Annotated in this window: 19 protein-coding genes; 10 read left to right on the forward strand and 9 right to left on the reverse strand. The window is 63.6% G+C overall.

What is annotated here, in order from left to right; translation table 11 throughout:
• Positions 1–27 precede the first annotated feature (27 nt).
• From ACEN42_RS05280 to ACEN42_RS05305, 6 genes are all read left to right on the forward strand, one after another.
• Positions 28–1,176, forward strand: coding sequence for an iron-containing alcohol dehydrogenase (locus tag ACEN42_RS05280; RefSeq protein ID WP_371880811.1), 1,149 nt, complete (start codon positions 28–30; stop codon positions 1,174–1,176).
• A 3-nt stretch (positions 1,177–1,179) separates the two neighbouring features.
• A complete protein-coding gene (locus ACEN42_RS05285; RefSeq protein WP_035509244.1) occupies positions 1,180–1,617 on the forward strand; it encodes a thioesterase family protein in 438 nt (145 codons plus the stop codon).
• Positions 1,618–1,687: 70 nt separating this feature from the next.
• Entirely contained in the window at positions 1,688–2,569 is an 882-nt protein-coding gene (locus ACEN42_RS05290; protein WP_371881068.1) for a branched-chain amino acid ABC transporter permease, read from the forward strand.
• On the forward strand, positions 2,562–3,644 hold the full coding sequence (locus ACEN42_RS05295; RefSeq protein WP_371880812.1) for a branched-chain amino acid ABC transporter permease: 1,083 nt from the start codon (positions 2,562–2,564) through the stop codon (positions 3,642–3,644). Before ACEN42_RS05290 ends, ACEN42_RS05295 begins: the two co-directional genes overlap by 8 nt.
• Positions 3,641–4,381, forward strand: coding sequence for an ABC transporter ATP-binding protein (locus tag ACEN42_RS05300; RefSeq protein ID WP_371880813.1), 741 nt, complete (start codon positions 3,641–3,643; stop codon positions 4,379–4,381). Before ACEN42_RS05295 ends, ACEN42_RS05300 begins: the two co-directional genes overlap by 4 nt.
• Positions 4,378–5,076: an ABC transporter ATP-binding protein gene (locus tag ACEN42_RS05305; protein ID WP_371880814.1), complete on the forward strand. Its 699-nt coding sequence runs from the start codon at positions 4,378–4,380 to the stop codon at positions 5,074–5,076. The genes ACEN42_RS05300 and ACEN42_RS05305 overlap by 4 nt, the downstream gene beginning before the upstream one ends.
• 665 nt (positions 5,077–5,741) lie before the next feature.
• Here the strand turns inward: ACEN42_RS05305 and iolB are convergent.
• From iolB to ACEN42_RS05340, 7 genes are all read right to left on the reverse strand, one after another.
• Positions 5,742–6,554 (reverse strand): 5-deoxy-glucuronate isomerase, encoded by an 813-nt coding sequence (iolB, locus tag ACEN42_RS05310; RefSeq protein ID WP_035509234.1) that lies wholly within the window; start codon positions 6,552–6,554, stop codon positions 5,742–5,744.
• Entirely contained in the window at positions 6,551–7,453 is a 903-nt protein-coding gene (gene iolE / locus ACEN42_RS05315) for a myo-inosose-2 dehydratase (protein WP_371880815.1), read from the reverse strand. The genes iolB and iolE overlap by 4 nt, the downstream gene beginning before the upstream one ends.
• Before the next feature lie 697 nt (positions 7,454–8,150).
• Positions 8,151–10,034 carry a 3D-(3,5/4)-trihydroxycyclohexane-1,2-dione acylhydrolase (decyclizing) gene (iolD, locus tag ACEN42_RS05320; RefSeq protein ID WP_371880816.1) on the reverse strand — a complete coding sequence of 628 codons (1,884 nt, stop codon included), beginning with the start codon at positions 10,032–10,034 and terminating at the stop codon, positions 8,151–8,153.
• On the reverse strand, positions 10,031–12,025 hold the full coding sequence (gene iolC / locus ACEN42_RS05325) for a 5-dehydro-2-deoxygluconokinase (RefSeq protein WP_371880817.1): 1,995 nt from the start codon (positions 12,023–12,025) through the stop codon (positions 10,031–10,033). The genes iolD and iolC overlap by 4 nt, the downstream gene beginning before the upstream one ends.
• A 13-nt stretch (positions 12,026–12,038) precedes the next feature.
• Positions 12,039–12,827 carry an ATP-binding cassette domain-containing protein gene (locus ACEN42_RS05330; protein WP_035509225.1) on the reverse strand — a complete coding sequence of 263 codons (789 nt, stop codon included), beginning with the start codon at positions 12,825–12,827 and terminating at the stop codon, positions 12,039–12,041.
• 13 nt (positions 12,828–12,840) lie between these two features.
• Positions 12,841–14,007, reverse strand: coding sequence for an ABC transporter permease (locus ACEN42_RS05335; protein ID WP_187605655.1), 1,167 nt, complete (start codon positions 14,005–14,007; stop codon positions 12,841–12,843).
• Between the two features lie 141 nt (positions 14,008–14,148).
• Positions 14,149–15,201 carry a sugar ABC transporter substrate-binding protein gene (locus ACEN42_RS05340; RefSeq protein ID WP_187605654.1) on the reverse strand — a complete coding sequence of 351 codons (1,053 nt, stop codon included), beginning with the start codon at positions 15,199–15,201 and terminating at the stop codon, positions 14,149–14,151.
• 202 nt (positions 15,202–15,403) lie between these two features.
• Between ACEN42_RS05340 and ACEN42_RS05345 the strand changes: the two genes are divergently transcribed.
• From ACEN42_RS05345 to ACEN42_RS05355, 3 genes are read left to right on the forward strand one after another with little or no spacing between them, the layout of a single operon-like run.
• Entirely contained in the window at positions 15,404–16,282 is an 879-nt protein-coding gene (locus ACEN42_RS05345; RefSeq protein ID WP_238293979.1) for a MurR/RpiR family transcriptional regulator, read from the forward strand.
• Complete coding sequence (gene iolG, locus ACEN42_RS05350; RefSeq protein WP_371880818.1) at positions 16,272–17,276, forward strand: inositol 2-dehydrogenase; 1,005 nt, start codon at positions 16,272–16,274, stop codon at positions 17,274–17,276. Before ACEN42_RS05345 ends, iolG begins: the two co-directional genes overlap by 11 nt.
• Entirely contained in the window at positions 17,273–18,289 is a 1,017-nt protein-coding gene (locus tag ACEN42_RS05355) for a Gfo/Idh/MocA family oxidoreductase (protein WP_371880819.1), read from the forward strand. Before iolG ends, ACEN42_RS05355 begins: the two co-directional genes overlap by 4 nt.
• Before the next feature lie 34 nt (positions 18,290–18,323).
• Here the strand turns inward: ACEN42_RS05355 and ACEN42_RS05360 are convergent, their stop codons facing one another.
• Entirely contained in the window at positions 18,324–18,659 is a 336-nt protein-coding gene (locus ACEN42_RS05360) for a helix-turn-helix domain-containing protein (protein ID WP_035509212.1), read from the reverse strand.
• A 301-nt stretch (positions 18,660–18,960) separates the two neighbouring features.
• On the opposite strand from ACEN42_RS05360, the gene ACEN42_RS05365 reads away from it, so the two are divergent.
• Positions 18,961–19,188 (forward strand): sulfurtransferase TusA family protein, encoded by a 228-nt coding sequence (locus ACEN42_RS05365; protein WP_035509205.1) that lies wholly within the window; start codon positions 18,961–18,963, stop codon positions 19,186–19,188.
• A gap of 87 nt (positions 19,189–19,275) precedes the next feature.
• Here the strand turns inward: ACEN42_RS05365 and galU are convergent, their stop codons facing one another.
• Positions 19,276–20,157, reverse strand: coding sequence for a UTP--glucose-1-phosphate uridylyltransferase GalU (gene galU / locus ACEN42_RS05370; protein ID WP_035509203.1), 882 nt, complete (start codon positions 20,155–20,157; stop codon positions 19,276–19,278).
• Position 20,158 lies beyond the last annotated feature (1 nt).

Raw genomic sequence — 20,158 nt, forward strand, 5'->3', positions numbered from 1 at the left:
CGCACATTCCTCACCGGTTCCCGCGCAATGGCCTATATCTTCTACCTGACTCATATCCATCTCGGCTACGACGCGCTGCAGTCGCTGGAAAGCGAATGCGCGCGTATCGGCGTGAAGCGTCCGCTCGTCATCACCGATAAAGGCGTCGCGGCGGCGGGACTCGCCGATCGCGTGATCGAAAGCGCGAAGCTGGGCGCGTTGCCGGTGTTCGACGACACGCCTTCGAATCCGACCGAAGCGATGGTCATGCGCGCCGCGGAGCAATACCGGCGCGAAGGGTGCGACGGGCTGATCGCGGTGGGCGGCGGCTCGTCGATCGATCTGGCGAAGGGCGTCGCGATCGCGGCGACGCACGACGCACCCCTGACGAGCTTCGCGACGATCGAAGGCGGCAGCGGCAAGATCACCGAGCGGTCCGCGCCGCTGATCGCGGTGCCGACCACGTCGGGCACGGGCAGCGAAGTGGCGCGCGGCGCGATCATCATCCTCGAAGACGGGCGCAAGCTCGGCTTCCATTCCTGGCATCTGCTGCCGAAATCCGCGATCTGCGATCCGTCGCTGACGCTCGGACTGCCGCCGTCGCTCACGGCCGCAACGGGCATGGACGCGATCGCGCATTGCATCGAAACGTTTCTCGCGCCCGCATTCAATCCGCCCGCCGACGGCATCGCGCTCGACGGGCTCGAACGCGCGTGGGCCAATATCGAGCGCGCGACGCGCGACGGCCAGGACCGCGACGCGCGCCTGAACATGATGTCCGCATCGATGCAAGGCGCGATGGCGTTTCAAAAGGGCCTGGGCTGCGTGCATTCGCTGTCGCATCCGCTGGGCGGGCTCGCGGTGAACGGGCGCACGTCGCTGCATCACGGCACGCTGAACGCGGTGGTGTTGCCCGCGGTGCTGCGCTTCAACGAGAGCGCGCCGACGGTCGTCGCGGACCGGCGCTTCGCACGCATGCGCCGCGTGATGAACCTCGCGGAGAACGCCGATGTCGCGCAGGCGGTTCACGACATGACCGCGCGCCTCGGCCTGCCGACGCGCCTTTCGCAGATGGGCGTCGAAGAAAGCATATTCGACAAGGTGGTGAAGGGCGCGCTCGCCGATCATTGCCACAAGACCAATCCGCGCGAGGCGAGCGCCGACGATTATCGACGCATGCTGACGGAGTCTCTCTAAGCGATGAGCAAGCCGGTCCCGACCACGCGCGCGGACTACGCGCATTTTCTCGCGATCAGCACGCGCTGGTCGGACAACGACGTCTACGGGCATATCAACAACGTCGTCTATTACAGCTACTTCGACACGGTCGTGAACGAGTATCTGCTGCGCGCGGGCGTGCTCGATTTCAGCGAGGGCGAGACCATCGGCCTCGTGGTCGAGACGCGCTGCAACTTCTTCGCGCCGGTCGTGTTTCCCGAGCCGATAGAGGCGGGCTTGCGCGTCGAGAAGCTCGGCAACACGAGCGTGCGCTACGAAGTGGCGATTTTCACGCAAGGCTCGGACGTCGCCGCCGCACAAGGACATTTCGTGCATGTCTATGTGGATCGCGTGACGCGCAGGCCGGTGCCGCTGCCCGCGCCGCTCGTCGATGCGCTGAAGCCGCTCATCACCGGCTGAGGGTCGCGTCTTGCTTCAGTGGTTCTGCGTGAGTCTGCTCAACGGCGTGAGCGTGGGCTTGCTGCTCTTCATGCTATCGGCGGGGCTGACGCTGATTTTTTCGATGCTCGGCGTGCTCAACTTCGCGCACGCGAGTTTCTATATGCTCGGCGCGTATGTCGGGCAGGCGCTCGCCGCGTATGGCGGCTTCTGGTTCGCGTTGATCGTCGCGCCGATCGTTGTCGGCATCGCGGGCGCGCTGTTCGAGCGGCTGTTGCTGAGACGCGTGCATGCGCGCGGCGCGCTCGGGCAAATGCTGCTCACGTTCGGCGCGGCCATCGTGATCGGCGAGGGCGTCAAGCTCGTGTGGGGGCTCGGGCCGTTGCCCGCGGCGATTCCTCCCGTGCTCGACGGTCCGCTTTTCACGCTCTACGGCGCGTCTTTCGCGCGCTATCGCGTGTTCATGATGACGATCGCCGTCCTGATGCTCGGCGCGCTCTGGCTCGTCTTGCGCATCTCGAAGACGGGACTCGTCGTGCGCGCGGCGCTCACGCATCCCGCCACGGTCGAAACGCTCGGCCACGACGTGCCGCGCGTGTTCACGATGGTCTTCGCCATCGGCACCGCGCTCGCCGCGCTCGGTGGCGTGATCGGCGCGCCGCTCGCCGTCATCGAGCCGGCGATGGCCGATGCGATGGGCCCGATCGTGTTCGTCGTCGTCGTGATCGGCGGGCTCGGGTCGCTCGGCGGCGCGCTCGTCGCGTCGCTGCTGATCGGCTGCGTGCAGACGTTCGCGGTGGGCGCGAGCGCGTCGGCGGGCAGCATCGCCGCATCGCTCGGCGTGACGCTTCCGGCCGCGTGGAGGGCGTTGACGGTCGCGCAATTCGCACCCGTGCTGCCTTATTTCGTGCTCGTCGCGATGCTCGCCGCGCGGCCGCGCGGACTCTTCGGCGAGCGTGCGCACGATGCCTAGGTTTCTCGCGCTCGCCCTCGTTCTAGCGCTCGCGCTGCCGCTCTGCTTCGATCAATCCTGGCTGCTCGCGTATTTCGCGCAGACCGCGACGCTCATCGTCTTCGCGCTCTCGTACAACCTGCTGCTCGGCGAGACTGGCCTGCTGTCGTTCGGCCATGCCGTGTATTCGGGGCTCGGCGCGTTCACCGCTGCGCATGTGTTCAATCGCTACGGCGTGCCGCTGCCGCTCTTGCCGGTCATCGGCGGATTCGCGGCGATGCTCGTCGCCATCGTGTTCGGCGCGATCTCGACGCAGCGCGCGGGCACGGCTTTCGCGATGATCACGCTCGGCATCGGCGAACTCGTCGCCGCGTGCGTGTGGCTCGTGCCCGGATGGTTCGGCGGCGAGGGCGGCGTGACGATCGATCGCGCGAGCGGACCGTCGTTGTTCGCCTGGAGCTTCGGACCGCTGCGCGAGGCCTACGCGCTGATCGCGTGCTGGTGCGTGGTCGCGGCGCTCGCGATGTTCGCGTTTTCGCGCACGCCGATGTGCCGCCTCGCCAATGCCGTGCGCGACAACCCCGCGCGCGCGGCCGCGATCGGTTTCGCGCCGGCGCGCGTGCGCTTCACGATGCTGGTCGTGTCGGCGTTCTTCGCGGGCATCGCGGGCGTGCTGTCGTTGATCAACGTCGAGCTGGTGTCGTCGGAAAGCGTGGGGCTCGCGCGTTCGACGAGTGTGCTCGTCGCGACGGTGATCGGCGGAGCGGGCGCGTTCTTCGGGCCGGTGATCGGCGCGGTGCTGCTGACGTTCTTCAGCGTCGCGGTGGCGAGCGTGAGCGCTGCGTGGCCGATGTATCTCGGGCTCTTCTTCGTGTGGGTCGTGATCGCCGCGCCGGAGGGCGTGGCCGGTCTGGTCCGGCGCGATGCGCGATCGCTGTGCTTCGGCGCGATCAGCGCGTTGGTGTGGGGCGTCGCGGTCGTCGTGCCGGTCGAAGCGCTCTATGCGGGACGAATCGACGTGCGCGCGTGGCTCATCGCATTGCCGTGCGCCTTGCTGGGTCTCTGGCTCGCGCGACGCACGAGGAGCGCGCGATGAACGCCGCGCTCGAACTGCACGGCGTGACCAAACGCTTCGGCGCGACGCGTGTGTTGCGCGGCGTCGATCTGCACGTCGCGCACGGCGAGCGGCATGCGCTCATCGGACCGAACGGTGCGGGCAAGTCGACGCTCTTCGATCTGATCTCGGGGCGTGCGCGACCCGACGACGGGCGCATCGTCGCGAAGGGAATCGACATCACGGGCAAGCCGCCGCAGCGTGTCTCCCGAACGCTTGCGCGCAGTTTCCAGACGACGAGCGTATTCGGCGGTTTGTCCGTGCTCGACAATCTGCGTTGCGCGGCGCTGGGCGCGTCGTCATCGCGCTTTATCGACCGATGGCTGCCTTCGCGAAAAATCGATGCGCGCGCACACGCGATGCTCGATGCCATCGGCCTTGCCGAACGCGCGTACGAACTCGCCGCGCGGCTTACTTACGCGGAGCAACGCGCGCTCGATCTCGGCATCGCGCTCGCAACCGACGCGCCGCTCATCCTGCTCGACGAACCCACCGCCGGCATGAATCGCGCGGAGGCGACGCGCGCGCTCGCGTTGATCCGGGCGACGACGCAAGGGCGCACGTTGCTCGTGATCGAGCACGACATGGATGCCGTGTTCAGTCTCGCGGATCGCATCTCGGTGCTCGTCCAAGGACGCGTGATCGCGACCGGCACGCCTGCCGCGATCCGTGCGAATCGTGACGTGCGGGAAGCTTATCTCGGCGGAGTCGCAACATGAACGCGCCATTGCGCATCGACAATTTGTGCGCGTGGTATGGCGCGGCGCAGGTGCTGCATGGGGTGAATTTGTGCATCGGCGAAGGGGAGGTGGTCGCGCTCGTCGGCCGCAACGGCTCGGGACGTTCGACGCTCGCGAAGGCCATCATGGGACTCGTGCGATGCGCGGGCGACATGCGTTATCGCGATGTTCAACTCGTCGGTTTGAGGCCGCATCGTATTGCGCGGCTCGGTATCGGTTACGTGCCCGAAACGCGTGACGTATTTCCCGCGCTCACCGTGCGTGAAAACCTCTTGCTTGGCGAAAGGAAAGGCACGCGGTTTTCGCTGGGCGATGCGTATCGGTTGTTTCCTGTGCTCGAAGAACGCGCGTCGGTGAAAGCGGGGGCGTTATCGGGCGGCGAACAGCAAATGCTTGCGCTCGCACGCACGTTGACGGGAGATCCGTCGCTCGTCGTCATCGACGAACCCGGCGAAGGGCTCGCGCCGCAAGTGCTCGCGCAAGTGGCCGGATGCCTCGCGACGCTGCGCGAACGCGGGGTTGCGATGCTGCTGATCGAAGAGCGATTGACGATCGCGCGGATGCTCGACGCGCGCGTCGCGGTGATGGGGCATGGGGCGATTCAGTTCGAAGGCGCGATCGAGGTGCTCGTGGCGAGCGAGCATGTTATGCGGGATTGGGTTTCGATAGGGTAGAGCGTGGTTGGTTGATGTGCTTCGGTTTTTCGCCGGATCCCGTTTTCGTGTCGGTTTATTAGCGTTGCCCCTGTGCGGGGCGGCAGTCACTTTCTTTGCTGCTGCAAAGAAAGTAACCAAAGAAAGCAGCTCGTTGAGGCCCGCGGTCACACGCAGTTTGGCCATGCTTGCCAGCCGCCCGTGGCCCTCGCCTAAGTGTCGCCCTCAAAGGTCCAATCGGGCTTGGCTCGCGCACGGTCTGACGCGCCGCACCGCTTCACTGACTGGTTCAGCACCAAATAGCTTCGGCACAGCGCTTCGCGCTGCCGTTGGGTATGCGAGGGCAACCAACGAAGAAGCACGCGCCGACCCGATTGACCCATCGGCCGCGAAGCGGGCCGGAGCTATTTGGCGCTGAACCAGCGCGCTTAAACATTTGGTGCGGCAGACCGTGCGCGGTCCAAGCCCGGCGAGTTTTGTGGGGGCACTCGCTACTGCCGGGCCATTCAGCCAATCGCCTGTGCCGCGGCCGGCGTGAAGTGCTTAGGCTGGGGAAAGCTGTTTCTTTGGTTACTTTCTTTGCAGCAGCAAAGAAAGTGACCCCCGCCCCGGGGAGGGGCAGTGCTAATAGACCGACGCGAAAACGGGATCCGGCAAAAAACCCGTCCCGCGTCCAACGCCATCGGCTAGCTCGAAGCCTTGCTATCCCTCTCCACGATCCACTCATGCTTCGGATCGTTCTTGAAGTGCCACGTGCGCTTGCTTCCCGCCATCACGTTGAGATAGTAGTTGTCATAGCCATAGGGCACGACGACCGGATGATACCCACGCGGCACCATCACGACATCGTGATTCTCGACGGCCATCGTTTCGTCGAGGTCGCGCTCGTCGGTATAGACGCGCTGAAACGCAAACCCTTGCGGCGGATTCAGCCGATGGTAGTACGTCTCTTCGAGCGAACTCTCGACGGGCACATTGTCCTGATCGTGCTTGTGCGGCGGATAGCTCGATGCGTGCCCTCCCGGCGTGCGCACTTCGACCACGAGCAACGACTCCGCCGCTTCCGTTTGCGGAAGAATGTCGCATACGTAGCGCGTATTGGCGTTCTTGCCGCGCGTCGAGCGCTTCATCTGCGATGGCTCGATCAGCCGCGGCGGAAGATCGCCCTTGGCGGGTGCGCTCGCGACGCCGATTTCCGCATCGCGTTCCGCGCGCACGATCGCCGCGAGCTTCGGCGGCACATAGACCGCATAGGGTGCGGCGTCCTCGAACACGCTGTCGCGCGAGCCGATCGACTGATAATGTTCGTCGCCCGCTTCGACGCTCACTGTGCCCGTCAGCACGACGATGCAGCTTTCGCGATCGGCGTCGTACACATGCACGACATCGCCCGCGTTCAGGCGATACGCCGCGAATCCGACATGCTTCCAGCCCGCGGAATCGGGCGTGACGCGCGCGATGGTTTGTCCTTCGCGCGATGCTTTGACCAGCAGGCTCATGCTGCCTCCTTGAATGTTCCATCGACGAGCGCGCGCAGCGTGCGATAGCCCTTGTCGGCATAGGCATAGCTCGGCGCGATCACCGGATCCTGTTCCGCTTCGACGACGAGCCAGCCGTCGTAATCATGTTTCGCGAGACACGCGATGATGCCCGGATAGTCCACGCAGCCATCGCCGGGCACGGAGAACGCACCGTTGATGACCGCATCGAGAAAACTCCAGTTGCGATTGCGCGCGAGCTTCACGATGTCCGGCCGCACGTCCTTGCAATGCACATGACACACGCGGGCGATGTGCTTTTGCAGCACGCTCAGGGCATCGCCGCCCGCGAACGTGATGTGCCCCGCGTCGAACAGCAGACCGACTGCATCGTTTGTCAGGGCCATGAGGCGATCGACATCCGCGGGCGTTTCGACATACGCGCCCATGTGATGATGATAGGCGACGCGCACGCCGCGCGTGAGCGTGAATTCGGCGAAGCGGTTCAGGCGCTCGGCGTAATCGTTCCACTGCGCATCGGAGAAGAAGCGCGGACGTTGATAGAGCGGCCGCGGCGCGCCCTGGATCGAATGCGCCACTTCGCCGTAGACCATCACGGTCGCGCCGTTCGTCGCGAGCAGATCGAGATGCGGGCCGACGGCTTCGATTTCCTCTTGCGCGCTGCGCTCCGCGAGCCTGCCGGAGTACCAGCCGGACACGAGCGCGAGATCGTATTGGGCTAGCAGCGATTTGAGCGCCTGCGGTTCGCGGGGGAACTTGTTGCCTAGCTCGAATCCCTCGTAGCCGATTTTTTTGCCTTCGGTCAAGGCGGTGGACAGTGGGGTCTCGCCGCCGAGCGATGGCAAGTCGTCGTTCATCCACGACAGGGGGTTGATGCCGATGCGGACGTTTAATGCCATGGTTTTGTCCTTGTGGTTTTGATGGTGCTTCGCGTTTTGTTTCGCCGGATCCTGATTTCTTTTTGGTTTATTAGCGTTGCCCCTGTGCGGGGCGGCAGTCACTTTCTTTGCTGCTGCAAAGAAAGTAACCAAAGAAACAGCTCTCCCCAGCCTAAGCACTTCACACCGGCCGCGGCACAGGCGATTGGCCTAATGGCCCGGCAGTAGCGAGTGCCCCCACAAGCAGACAAGGGCTTGGACCGCGCACGGTCTGATACATCGCACCACACAAGAAACTGGTTCAGCACCAAATAGCTCCGGCCCGCTTCGCGGCCGATGGGTCAATCGGGTCGGCGCAGACCTTCTTGCTAACGCCGCCATCTCATGCACAGCACATGCGCTCCGTTGGTTTCCCTTGCATCCCCAACGGCAGCGCGTAGCGCTGTGCCGAAGCTATTTGGTGCTGAACCAGCGCCCTAAAACAACTAGCTTGTCAGACCGTGCGCGATCCAAGCCCGATAGGGCCTATGAGGGCGACACTTAGGCGAGTGCCGCCTAGGGCTGGCAAGCATGGCCAACGTGCGTGTGACCGCGGGCCTGAACGAGCTGCTTTCTTTGGTTACTTTCTTTGCAGCAGCAAAGAAAGTGACCCCCGCCCCGGGGAGGGGCAGTGCTAATAAACCGACGCGAAAACAGGATTCCACGACAAAACCCCCCCCTAAAACCCCCGAGCCTTGACCGCCCGCTCATACCCCTCCCGAGCAACGACGACCGCAGCGCGATCAGAAACCTCGGGCACGGCGACTTCCCACCACCATCCACCTTCCTCGGTAGGCCGAGCCGGATCGGTATCGATAGAAATCAGATAACTTCGATCCGCCGCCCGCGCGCGCTTCATCGCCGCTTGCAGTTCATCGATGCCAGCCACATGCTCCGACAACGCCCCAAGCGCCCGCGCATGCATCGCGAAATCGATCTCCGGCGCCCCGAGCGCGCCTTGCTTGCAATCATCGATAAGGTTGTTGAACGGCGCCCCCCCGCAAGCCTGCTGCAATCGATTGATGCAACCGAACCCGCGATTGTCGAGCAGCACCACAATCAACTTCGCGCCAAGCATCACGGAACTGGCGAGTTCGCTATTCATCATCAGATAGCTGCCGTCGCCGACGATCACGATCACCTCGCGCTCCGGCCGCGCGAGCTTCACGCCCAGACCGCCCGCGATTTCATAGCCCATGCACGAATAACCGTATTCGACGTGATAGCCACCCGGCGTACCGGTGCGCCAGAGCTTCTGCAAATCCGCAGGCAAGGTGCCGGCCGCACACACGACGATGTCGTTCGCAGGCGATTCATCGTCCGAGCGCTGCACCGCGCCGATGACATCGGCTTCGCGCGGCAACGAGCCATCCGCGACAGGCGTGTTCGTCACATGCGCGACAGTCGCGCGCCATTCGTTCGCGAGCCGGTGCGCGCGCGTCGTCCATTGCGGCGATGCGCGCCAGTCGCCGAGCGCGGCCGACAGTGAATCGAGCGCGACGCGCGCATCCGCCTGCACGGCGACAGCGTTCTGCTTCAGCGCATCGAACGGATTCGCATTGATCGCGACGAGCCGCGCTTGCGTAAAGAGCGTGTTCGATCCGGTCGTGAAGTCCTGCAAGCGCGTGCCGACGGCGAGCACGCAATCGCTCGCATGCGCGAGTTCGTTCGCAGCCGATCCGCCCGTCACGCCGATGCCGCCCGCATTCAACGCATCGTCCCACGCAAGCGCGCCTTTGCCCGCCTGCGTTTCCGCGACCGGAACGCCGTGCTTGTGCGCGAACGCGCGCAAGGCATCGGTCGCGAGTCCGTAAAGCACGCCGCCGCCCGATACGATCATCGGTTCACGTGCTTCGCGCAGCATCGCTGCGGCACGTTCGATCTCGCGCGGAATGGGCGCGGGCGCATGAAACTCGACCACGGGCGGCTCGAAGAACGAAGCAGGGTAGTCATACGCCATCGCCTGCACGTCCTGCGGCAGCGCGAGCGTGACCGGGCCGCACAGCGCCGCATCGGTGAGCACGCGAATCGCGCGCGGCAATGCGCTCAGCAACTGCGCGGGATGCACGATGCGATCGAAGTATCGCGACACCGCTTTCAATGCATCGTTCGCGGACACGCCGCCATCATGACCGTCCTCGACCTGCTGGAGCACCGGGTCCGGCGCGCGCGACACGAAGATATCGCCCGGCAGCAAAAGCACCGGCAGCCGGTTCACATGCGCGAGCGCGGCGGCGGTCACGAGATTGGTCGCGCCCGGTCCGATGGACGTCGTCACCGCCATCATGCGGCGGCGCATGTGCGCCTTTGCATAGGCGATCGCGCTATGCGCCATCGCCTGCTCGTTGTGCGCGCGATACGTCGGCAATTCATCGCGATGCCGATACAGCGCCTCGCCGATGCCCGCGACATTGCCGTGCCCGAAGATCGCGAACACGCCGCCGAAAAGCGCTTCGCCATGTTCGGTGCGAAGCGCCGCGAGATAGCGCACGACGGCCTGCGCAGCGGTCAGTCGAATGGTGTTGTTCACGGCAGTTTCAGTTTGCGTAGCACGCTGGTTCATGCGGCTTGCTCCTGTTTGATCCGATGGTCTTCGACATGCGACGCCGCACGCGCATCGCGCCAAGCGCCGATCAGCGCTTCGAACGTGCGGCGCACACGCGCAATCAATTCGCGGTCGTCGATCTCGTTTGCGAGCCACGCATGGCTCGGCTCATGAAAGATCGTGCGTCCGACAGTGAACCCCTTGCAGGTCTTCGACGATGCCGCCGCCCTGAAGCCATCACGCAACTGATCGACAGCCGCCGAGAGCCCGAGCAGCACGACGCCGCGGCAATACGGATCGCGTTCGGCGATCAGCGCATCGATCGCCTGCCATTGCGTCGCGCTCATCGGTTCGAGCTTCCACCATTCCGGATAGATGCCGAGGTTGTAGAGACGCTTCAACGCGCGATACACGGTGTCGTCTTCCACGGGCGGACCGTTCTTCGGCACGATCACTTCGAGCAGCAGTTCGTTGCCGCTTTCCTGCACGGCATCGTAGAGCGCGCGTATCTGTGCTTCCTGTTCGAGCCGCACGTCATGCGGATGATCGGGGTGATATTGCACGAGACACTTCGCGACCTGCTCGCGCGGCCATTGAACGAGCGTCGTGCCGATCGAGCGGCCGTGATCGAACACGAGCGGCATCGAACCCGGCAATTCGACGGGACGTCCGACCCACCAGCCGCGCCCGGTCGCCGCGTTCAGCGCATCCTGGCCGTAGCGATCGTCGATCAGAACGCCGATGCGTCCTTCGAGCCCGAGTTCCTTTTCCGTCTGCGCGACGGCATCGACGAACAGGTTCTTCAATGTCGCGATGCGCGTTTCGCTCGCGCCCGTCTGCTGCGCCAGATCGAAGAACTGGTTGCGATGATCGAACGCGAAGCCGAGCACTTCATCCCATTGCTTGCGCTTCGGGCTCACGCGATGCAGCCGCGCCAAGGTCGCATCGCGGTCCGGGCGGCGCATGCGCACGGGATCGTCCTTGGCCGCGGCGAGAAAGTAGTCGAGTTCGGCGGGCGTGGGCATCGCGGGTGCGCAGCCGTGACGCGACACGACGAGCGCGCCGCATGCATTGGCCGTTCGCGCGCAGGCCTCGAGCGGCTCGTCGCGCAGCCAGCCCGAGAGGAAGCCGGACGCGAACGCATCGCCCGCGCCGAGCACGTTGAGCACTTCGACTTCGACGCCGCCGTGTATCGGCGCATCGTCGATGGAAGCGGGTACGTCGCCCTCGATGATCGAGCAGCCGAGCGGCCCGCGCTTTACGACGAGGGTCGCGCTCGTGACGCTGCGGACCATCGCGAGCGCATCGGTCAGACGGTCCTTGCCGCCCGCGATGCGAAACTCTTCTTCCGTGCCGATCACGAGATCGATCAGCGGCAGGATGCGCTGCAAATGCGCGGTGACGCTTTCGTTCGCGACGAAGCGCGTCTCGCCATCGGCCTTGCCCGTGAGGCCCCACAGCACCGGCCGGTAGTCGATGTCGAGAATCGTGCGCACGTCGTTGCGGCGCGCATATTCGAGCGCGCGGCGGCTCGTGCGGTTCACCTGTTCGGTGGAGAAGTGCGTGCCCGTAATGAGCAACGCTTTCGACGACGCGATATACGCTTCATCGAAGTCGGCTTCATCGACGGCCATGTCCGCGCAGTTCTCGCGATAGAACACGAGCGGGAATGTGTCGCGGTCTTCGAGGCCGAGCAGCACGAGCGCGGTGAGCCGTTCACGATCGATGCGCACATGGCTCACGTCGCAGCCTTCGCGTTCGAGCGTCTCCGTGAGAAAGCGCCCCATGTGATCGTTGCCGACGCGCGCGAGCATCGACGAATCGAGACCGAGCCGCGCGCAGCCGAACGCGATGTTCGCGGACGAGCCGCCGAGATATTTCGCGAAGGTCGATACGTCTTCGAGACGCGCGCCGACCTGCTGTGCATAGAGATCGACGGCGAGGCGTCCGAGGCACACGATATCGCGCGTGCGATCCGGCGCGAAGCGAGAAGTATTTTGTGTTGGCATGGCTTCCATGTCCTCAGATCGTCGCGCCTTCGAGTTCTGTCATCATCTGCTGCATTTCGGCGCCGCCCGCCATCATGTCGAGCACTTCGTTCTTGCTGATGGTGTCCTTCGTATAGGTGCCCATCGAGCGGCCGCGATTGAGCAGCGTGAACGAATCGCCGATCGGATATGCGTGATGCACGTTGTGCGTGATGAAGATCACCGAGATGCCTTTCTCGCGCGCCTTGTGGATCAGCTTCAGCACGTTGAAGCTCTGCTTCACGCCGAGCGCGGCGGTCGGTTCGTCGAGGATCAGCACGCGTGCGCCGAAGTGGATCGCACGCGCGATCGCGAGACATTGCTTCTCGCCGCCGGACATCGTGCCGATAGGCTGATGCGGATCGCGCACGTTGATGCCCATTTCCGCGAGCTTGGCGCGCGAGGTTTCGGCGGCAAGATCGAGGTCCATCACGTTGAACATGCCGAAGCGCTTCTTCTGCGGCTCGCGTCCCATGAAGAAGTTACGCGCGACGGAAAGAAGCGGCACGAGCGCGAGATCCTGATACACGGTCGCGATGCCGAGATCGAGCGCTTCCTTCGGCGAATCGAAATGGACCGGCTTGCCATCGACCAGATAATCGCCGGAAGAGGGTGTATGGACACCTGCCAGCGTCTTGATGAGCGTGGACTTGCCCGCGCCGTTATCGCCGAGCAGGCAATGCACTTCGCCGCGTTTGAGCCGCAACGTGACGCCGTTGAGCGCGATCACCTTGCCGAAAAACTTGCTGACGTTCTCGAGTGCGAGGATGTTGTCGTCGTTCATGTCGGTTCTCCTCTTATTGAGCCTGCGAGACGCGGCGGCGCACGTAGTGATTGAAGAGCACGGCGATGAGCAGCATCACGCCGAGGAACACGCGGAACCAGTCCGAGCTCACGTTCGTATAGGTGATGCCGATCTGCACGACACCGAAGATCAGCGCGCCGAAGCATGCGCCGACCACTGAGCCGTAACCACCCGTCAGCAACGTGCCGCCGATGACCGCCGCGATGATCGCCTCGAATTCCTTTTGCAGGCCGCGATCCGCTGCCGCCGAACCGATATCGCACACTTGCAGCACGGCGAACAGACACGAGCAGAATGCGGTCAGCACGAAGAGCGAAATCTTCACGCGCTTCACCGGCACGCCCACGTTTTTCGCGGCATTCGCATCGCCGCCGACCGCGAGAATCCAGTTGCCGTAGCGCGTCTTGGCGAGCACGAACGCGCCGATCGCCGCGAGCACGAGCCACCAGATGATGACCTTCGGAATGCCCGGCACGAGCGGCTCGCCGCTATCGAGCAGCTTGCCGATGCCCATGTGCGCGAGCCAGGTGAACACGCCGTGCAACGCGACGCCGTGAAACAGCGTATTGGCGATCGGATCGGCCTGCGCGAGATCGCCCACGCCGGAGATGATGGTGCGATCCGCGAACATGATCGACAGCGCGAGCGTCAGGCCGCGCAGAATGAACAGGAACGCGAGCGTGACGATGAACGAGGGCAGACGCGTCTTCATCACGAGATAGCCGTTCAGTGCGCCGAGCAGCATCGACATCAGGAACGCGAAGAGAATGGAAAGCGATAGCGGCCAGTGGAAGTAGACCGAGGGCAACGCGACCATCATGCCGGCGAAACCGATCATCGAACCGATGGACAGGTCGAACTCGCCCGCGATCATCAGAAGACACGCGCCGACCGCGAGCAGGCCGAGATAGGCGGCGACCTGCGACCAGTTCATCACGCCGTCGAGGTTGAACATGCCGGACGAACCCGCGCCGAACCCGAACACGATGAACACGAGCACGGTGCCCGAAATCGCCGCGAATTCCGGGCGATTCAGCAAGTGACCGAACCACGATTGCTGGCGTACGCGCTCATCCGAGGGCTTGGCCTTGTCGGGAGTTTCAGCGTCGTCCTGCTGAGCGTTCACGTGAGGAGGGTAATGCTTGCCGGCTACGCCCATGATGGCTCCTTGAGACTCGATACGATGCAGTACGGATGTGCGTGCCCCCGCCGCGCCCCGCAAGGGAACGCGACAGAAGCATGGGACATCGATGAAAGCGGGCGGCGCTAAGGAAGCCGCCCAAAGAAGGTCAGCTTGCGATCAACGATATTGACCGGCGTACTTCACGACCTTGTCGAGATTTTCTTTGGTGATGAAGCCCGGACCCGAACGAATGTTCTTGGGACCGTACGACGGTTGCAGTCCGTAGGTTTCGAGGCGCGCCTTGAACTTCGGATTCGCTTCGAGAATCTGACGGATCTTTGCCGGATCGGTGGTGTGCTCCTTGTGCACGATCGCGAGCACCGCCACCGGGATATAGCCTTGCAAGTACGGCTGCTGATCGATCGCGAACTTGATCGTGCCGTCCTTGATCCCCTTCGCGATGTCGTCGGAGAAGTCGAAGGTCACGAAATAGATCTTGTTTTGCAGGCCCATTTGCGTGACGGCCTTGAGCGTCGCGGATGCGGGCGTCGGTCCGAGCGTGAGGATCGCGCCCGTGTCCGGATGGTTGCGCAGATACGCCGATACCTTCGACTGAATCTCGGTCGGGTCTTGTCCCGAATCGATCGTCGAGGCCTTGTAGTCGATGCCGAGCGCGTCCGCGAAGCCCTTGCAGCGATCGAACGAAACGGTGTTCGTCGCGATGTGGTTCACGCACAGGAACGACTTCACGCCCGCGGCCTTTGCCTTTTCGCCCGCCGCCTTGCCGGCCACGTATTCCGGCTGGCCGACGTGCATGATCGCGCCCAGTTGCGCGCTCTGTTCTTCCGTGCCGGAGTTGATCGTCACGAGCGGAATCTTCTTCGCGGTGACCTTGTTGATCGAACTCTTCAGCACGTCGAAGTCGGCGATGGTGGTGATCACGCCGTCGTAGTTGCGCGCGGCGGCCTGCTCGATCAGACGCGACATGTCCGCGATATCGCCGTTCGGCGGATTGCGGTAGTCCGTCTGCACGTTGAAGTCTTCGTCAGCCTGCTTGATCGCGTTCTTGATGGTGTTCCACCAGGAATCGGAATCCGGCGCGTGGCTGATCAGCACGAACTTCGCGTCGGGCGCCGCCTGAGCGGGACTCGCCGCCATCAACGTTGCGCTGCACAACGCAGCAGCAGCCGCCAGCGCGCGCAGCGCGGCCCGACCGTTGCAAATGGTCATTGTCTCCACCTATCTCGGTTGTTGTTTGGTGTGATGTTTTCGCGAGCCGACCGTTTGATGTGCCGTGCTCAGGACCAAGAGTAGGTCAGTTTTCGGCGACCTGCAACAGAAATTTCATTGGTTCGGCAAATGGAAAATACATTCCAATTTGCTTGCCGCCTTCCTATAATCGGTTCTACGACGAACATCGGAAGAGCCTGTGATGGATGACGCCAGCACCGACGTACAAAGCGTCGACGAACTCATGCAGCGGATCACCGACGCGTACGACTCGCTGCCGCGCCAGTTGAAGAGTGTCGCGACCTACATCGAGCAGCATCGCCAGAGTGTGATGATGGATCGCACGAGCGATATCGCCAGTGCGTGCGGCGTGCATGCGTCGGCGGTCGTGCGTTTCGCGCAGCGCTTCGGCTTCTCCGGCTTCTCCGACCTGCAGGCCGTGTTCAGGCAGGCATATACGGGCGCGGGCGGCTCGCAGCAGAGCTATCAGCAGCGCATACGCAGGCTCATCGACGAGAAGGCGGGCGAGGCGTCGGGGTTGTCGGTGGCGCGCGAATTCATCGCGGCGAGCCGCACGGGTCTCGACGAACTCGAAGCCGGCCTCGACGACGCGCAGTTCGAAGCCGCCGTGGACATGCTCTCGCAGGCGGAGAACATCTATGTGATCGGCGTGCGCCGGTCTTTCGCGGTGGCGAGCTACATCGTCTATGCATTGCAGCACACGAAGAAACGCGTGCATCTGATTTCGGGCTTCGGCGGCATGTTCCGCGAGCAGGTCCGCAGCGTGAAGAAGGGGGACGTGGTGGTCGCGATCAGCTTCGCGCCCTACGGCAAGGAGACGCAGTATTGCGTGCGCGCCGCGCAGCATCATGGCGCGGCGACCCTCGTCATCACCGATAGCCAGCTTTCGCCGCTCGCGCGTCATGCGAGCGCGAGTCTGCTCGTGAAGGAGGGCAGCGCGTTCGCGTTCCGTTCGCTCACGAGCACCATTTGCCTGTGCCAGGCGTTGTTCATCGCGCTCGCGTACCGGCTGGAGTTGAACGTCGAGGAATCCAAGGAGACAGGTGGCTATGACGATTGATGTGGCGGTGTTTGGGGCAGGGCGCATCGGCAAGATTCACGCGGCCAATCTCGCGCGGCAGCCGGGCGTGCGTTTGAAATACGTCGTCGATGTGAATCGTGACGCGGCGTCCGCGCTGGCTGCTTTACATGGAGCACAGGTCGCCGATGTCGATGGCGCCATGGGCGATGCTTCCGTCGGCGCGACCGTCGTGTGTTCGAGCACGGACACGCATGCGGATCTGATTCTCGCGTCAGCGGCGCAGAAGAAGCATGTTTTCTGCGAGAAGCCCGTCGATCTCACGATCGAGCGCGCGCGCGCGTGCGCCGATGCGGTCGCGAAGGAGGGCGTCGTCTGCATGATCGGCTTTCAGCGCCGCTTCGATCCGACCTTCTCGGCGGTGAAGGCGCGCATCGATGCCGGCGAGATCGGCGAACCGGAAATGCTGATCGTCACGAGCCGCGATCCGGGCGCGCCGCCGGTCGAGTACATCAAGCATTCGGGCGGCATCTTCAAGGACATGCTGATCCACGATTTCGATATCTTCCGCTGGATTCTCGACGATGAAGCCGACACGCTGCACGCGACGGGCAGTTGCCTGAGCGATCCGGCCATCGCCGATGCGGGCGATATCGATTCGACCGCGGTGACGATCCGCACGAAGCGAGGCCGTCTGTGCCAGATCAATACGGCGCGGCGCGCGGCGTATGGCTACGATCAGCGCTTCGAACTGCTCGGCAGCGCCGGCATGCTGCAGGCGGGCAACCTGCGGCCGACCGAAGTCACCGCCTATACGGCGACGGCGGTGTCGAGCGACAAGCCCGAGGCGTTCTTCCTCGAACGTTATCGCGCGGCGTACGCGGCGGAGATCGCGCATTTCTTCGATGCGGTCGAGAACGGCAAGCCGGTGCGTACCACGGTCGCGGACGGTCTGAAGGCGCTCGAGCTTGCCGAAGCCGCGACGCTGTCGTGGCGCGAGAAGCGCATCGTCACGCTCGGGGAGAAGGTCGCATGAAATCGCTGCGCTTCGGTATCGTCGGATTGGGGCGGCTCGGGCGCCGGCATGCGGAGAATCTCGCGTGGCACGTGCCGGGCGCACGGCTCGTCGCGGCGTGCAGTCCGGTAAAGGAAGAGCGTGCATGGGCCGAGCAGTCGCTGCCCGAGCTTTCGCTTTATGCCGACTACGACGAACTGCTCGCGGACGCTTCCATCGACGCCGTGTGGCTCGTCACGCCCACGTCGCTGCATGCCCGGCAGATCATCGCCGCATTGCGCGCGGGCAAGCACGTGTTCTGCGAGAAGCCGCTGTCGCTCGATCTCGCCGAATGCGATGCCGTGCTCGAAGAACATGCGCGTCATCCGCATCTGCAGGTGATGATCGGCTTCGTGCGACGTTTCGATGCGAGTTATCGCGATGCGTTCGATGGCGTCGCGAAAGGCGCGATCGGGCGGCCCTTCATGGTGCGCTCGCAGACCTGCGACAAGAACGATCCGGACGGCTTCTTCGTGCGATTCGCGCCGACATCGGGCGGGCTTTTTCTCGATTGCAGCGTGCATGACATCGATCTTGCGCGCTGGCTGCTCGGCAATCCGCGCGCCAAACGGGTGTATGCGAGCGGCACCATCGCGATTCACGATGGCTTGCGCGAGTGCGGCGATATCGACAACGGCGTGGGCACGATCGAGTTCGAGGACGGGCGGCTCGCGGTGTTGTATGCATCGCGCACGATGGCGCATGGGCACGATACGCAGACGGAAGTGATCGGCACGGCGGGCGCGCTGTCGGTGGGACGCAATCCGAGGGCGAACCGCGTCGAGATCGCGGATGCGCACGGTATGCGCAACGCGTGCACGCCGACGTTCTTCGAGCGCTTCGAGGATGCGTTTTTGCGCGAGGCGCAGGCGTTCGTGGCGCTGCTCAGGGACGGGACGCCGACTGGCCTCACGCTGGAGGATGCGAGGGAGGCGACGCGTATCGGGATCGCGATGCGCGACGCTTATGAGAGCGGGAGGGCGGTGGAGTTGTGAGTATTCCAGGGCCCGCACTTGTCGATGCGGGCCTTTATCCGACAACCAGCCGGACGGGTTTGCCCACCCGAGCCAGCATCTCCACCAGCGTATCGATGGTGAACTTGGCCGTTTTCTTGTTCACGACATCCGAGACGCGAGGCCGCGTCACATGCAGTATCTCGGCTGCTTCGGCTTGCTTGAGGTGGTGCGCTTCGATCCACGTGGCGAGCTCGTCCATGAGTTGCGCTTTGAGCGCCAGGGTCTGGCCGACGAGTGCTTGCGACTCGTCATGGTATCGGCGCGCTTCGTCGGCCGCGAAGCCGAGTTCGGTGAAGATGTTTGCGCCGGGCTTCGTTACGTGCCGCACTTGGGTGTCGACTTTGCTCATATCCGTGTTTTCCTTTCGTTCGTGATCGCGCGATAGCGAATCGCTGCGATTTCCTTGTCCCGCTGGGTGTCTGTCTCGCACCCGTTTGTTACTCGAGATATCGGCTCTCAGACCGAGGAAGCTAGGCCCAACGCTGTGACGCGTGAACTAGAAAAGTCCCAACCGGTTGCGGCAGTCCTCGTATCGGCATCGCGATGCGCGAGGCTTATGAAAGCGGGAGGGCGGTGGAGTTGTGACCTCTGCGCTAAAATCGAACCTTCACCGAGCGCTCACCCAACAGGCAAAGAAAGGTTCAATCGCGATGGAAGTTCACAAGGAAGTCGACGCGCGCGGGCTCAACTGTCCGTTGCCGATTCTGCGGGCAAAGAAGGCGCTCGCCGACATGACGAGCGGTCAGATTCTGAAGGTGCTCGCAACCGACCCGGGATCGCAGCGCGATTTCGCGGCGTTCGCCAAGCAGACCGGCAACGAGATCGTCGAATCGACGTCGCAGGACAAGACGTTCATCTTTCTGATGCGCCGTCGTTAAAGCGGACAAGCAGGCGCACAAAAACAAAATGCCCGTCACGCAGGTGACGGGCATTTTTTTCAGGCGAACCGGCTAGTCAGCGCGGTTTCAGCCTTCGAGAATCGGCGCGCGATTGCGCAAATATTCCTCGAAGTCCGCCTTCACTTCCGGGTGACGCAGCGCGAATTCCACCGTGGCCTTGAGATAGCCCAGCTTGCTGCCGCAGTCGAAACGGGTGCCGTGGTACTTGTACGCGAGCACTTGCTCGTCCGACAGCAGCGATTGAATCGCGTCCGTCAGTTGCAGTTCGCCGCCCGCGCCCGGCTTCAGCGCGCGGATGTGATCGAAGACGCGCGGCTTGAGCACGTAACGGCCGACCACGCCCAGATTCGACGGCGCCACAGCCGGTTCCGGCTTCTCGACGATACCCGACAGCTTGAAGATGTTGTCTTCCCACTCCTTGCCGTCGATGACGCCGTAGGACTTCGAATCCTGCGCCGGGATTTCTTCGACGCCGATCACCGAGCTGTGATAGTGATCGAATACTTCGATCATCTGCGACATCACGGGCGGCTTGCCGTACAGCAAATCGTCCGCGAGGATCACGGCGAACGGGTTATCGCCGACGAGCTTTTCCGCGCACAGCACCGCGTGGCCGAGACCGAGCGCTTCGGCCTGACGCACATAGAAGCAGTCCACGTGGCTCGGCTTGATGCTGCGCACGAGTTCGAGCAGCTTGTCCTTGCCGCGCGCTTCGAGTTCCGCTTCGATCTCGTACGACTTGTCGAAGTGATCTTCGATGGCGCGCTTGCTGCGGCCGGTCACGAAGATCATTTCGGTGATGCCGGCGGCCATCGCTTCTTCGACCGCGTACTGAATCAGCGGCTTGTCCACGACTGGCAGCATTTCCTTCGGGCTTGCCTTGGTCGCGGGTAGGAACCGCGTGCCCAGACCTGCGACGGGGAAAACCGCTTTGGTAACTTTTAGCATG

This window comes from Caballeronia sp. S22 (assembly GCF_964261745.1).
Taxonomy (GTDB): domain Bacteria; phylum Pseudomonadota; class Gammaproteobacteria; order Burkholderiales; family Burkholderiaceae; genus Caballeronia; species Caballeronia jiangsuensis.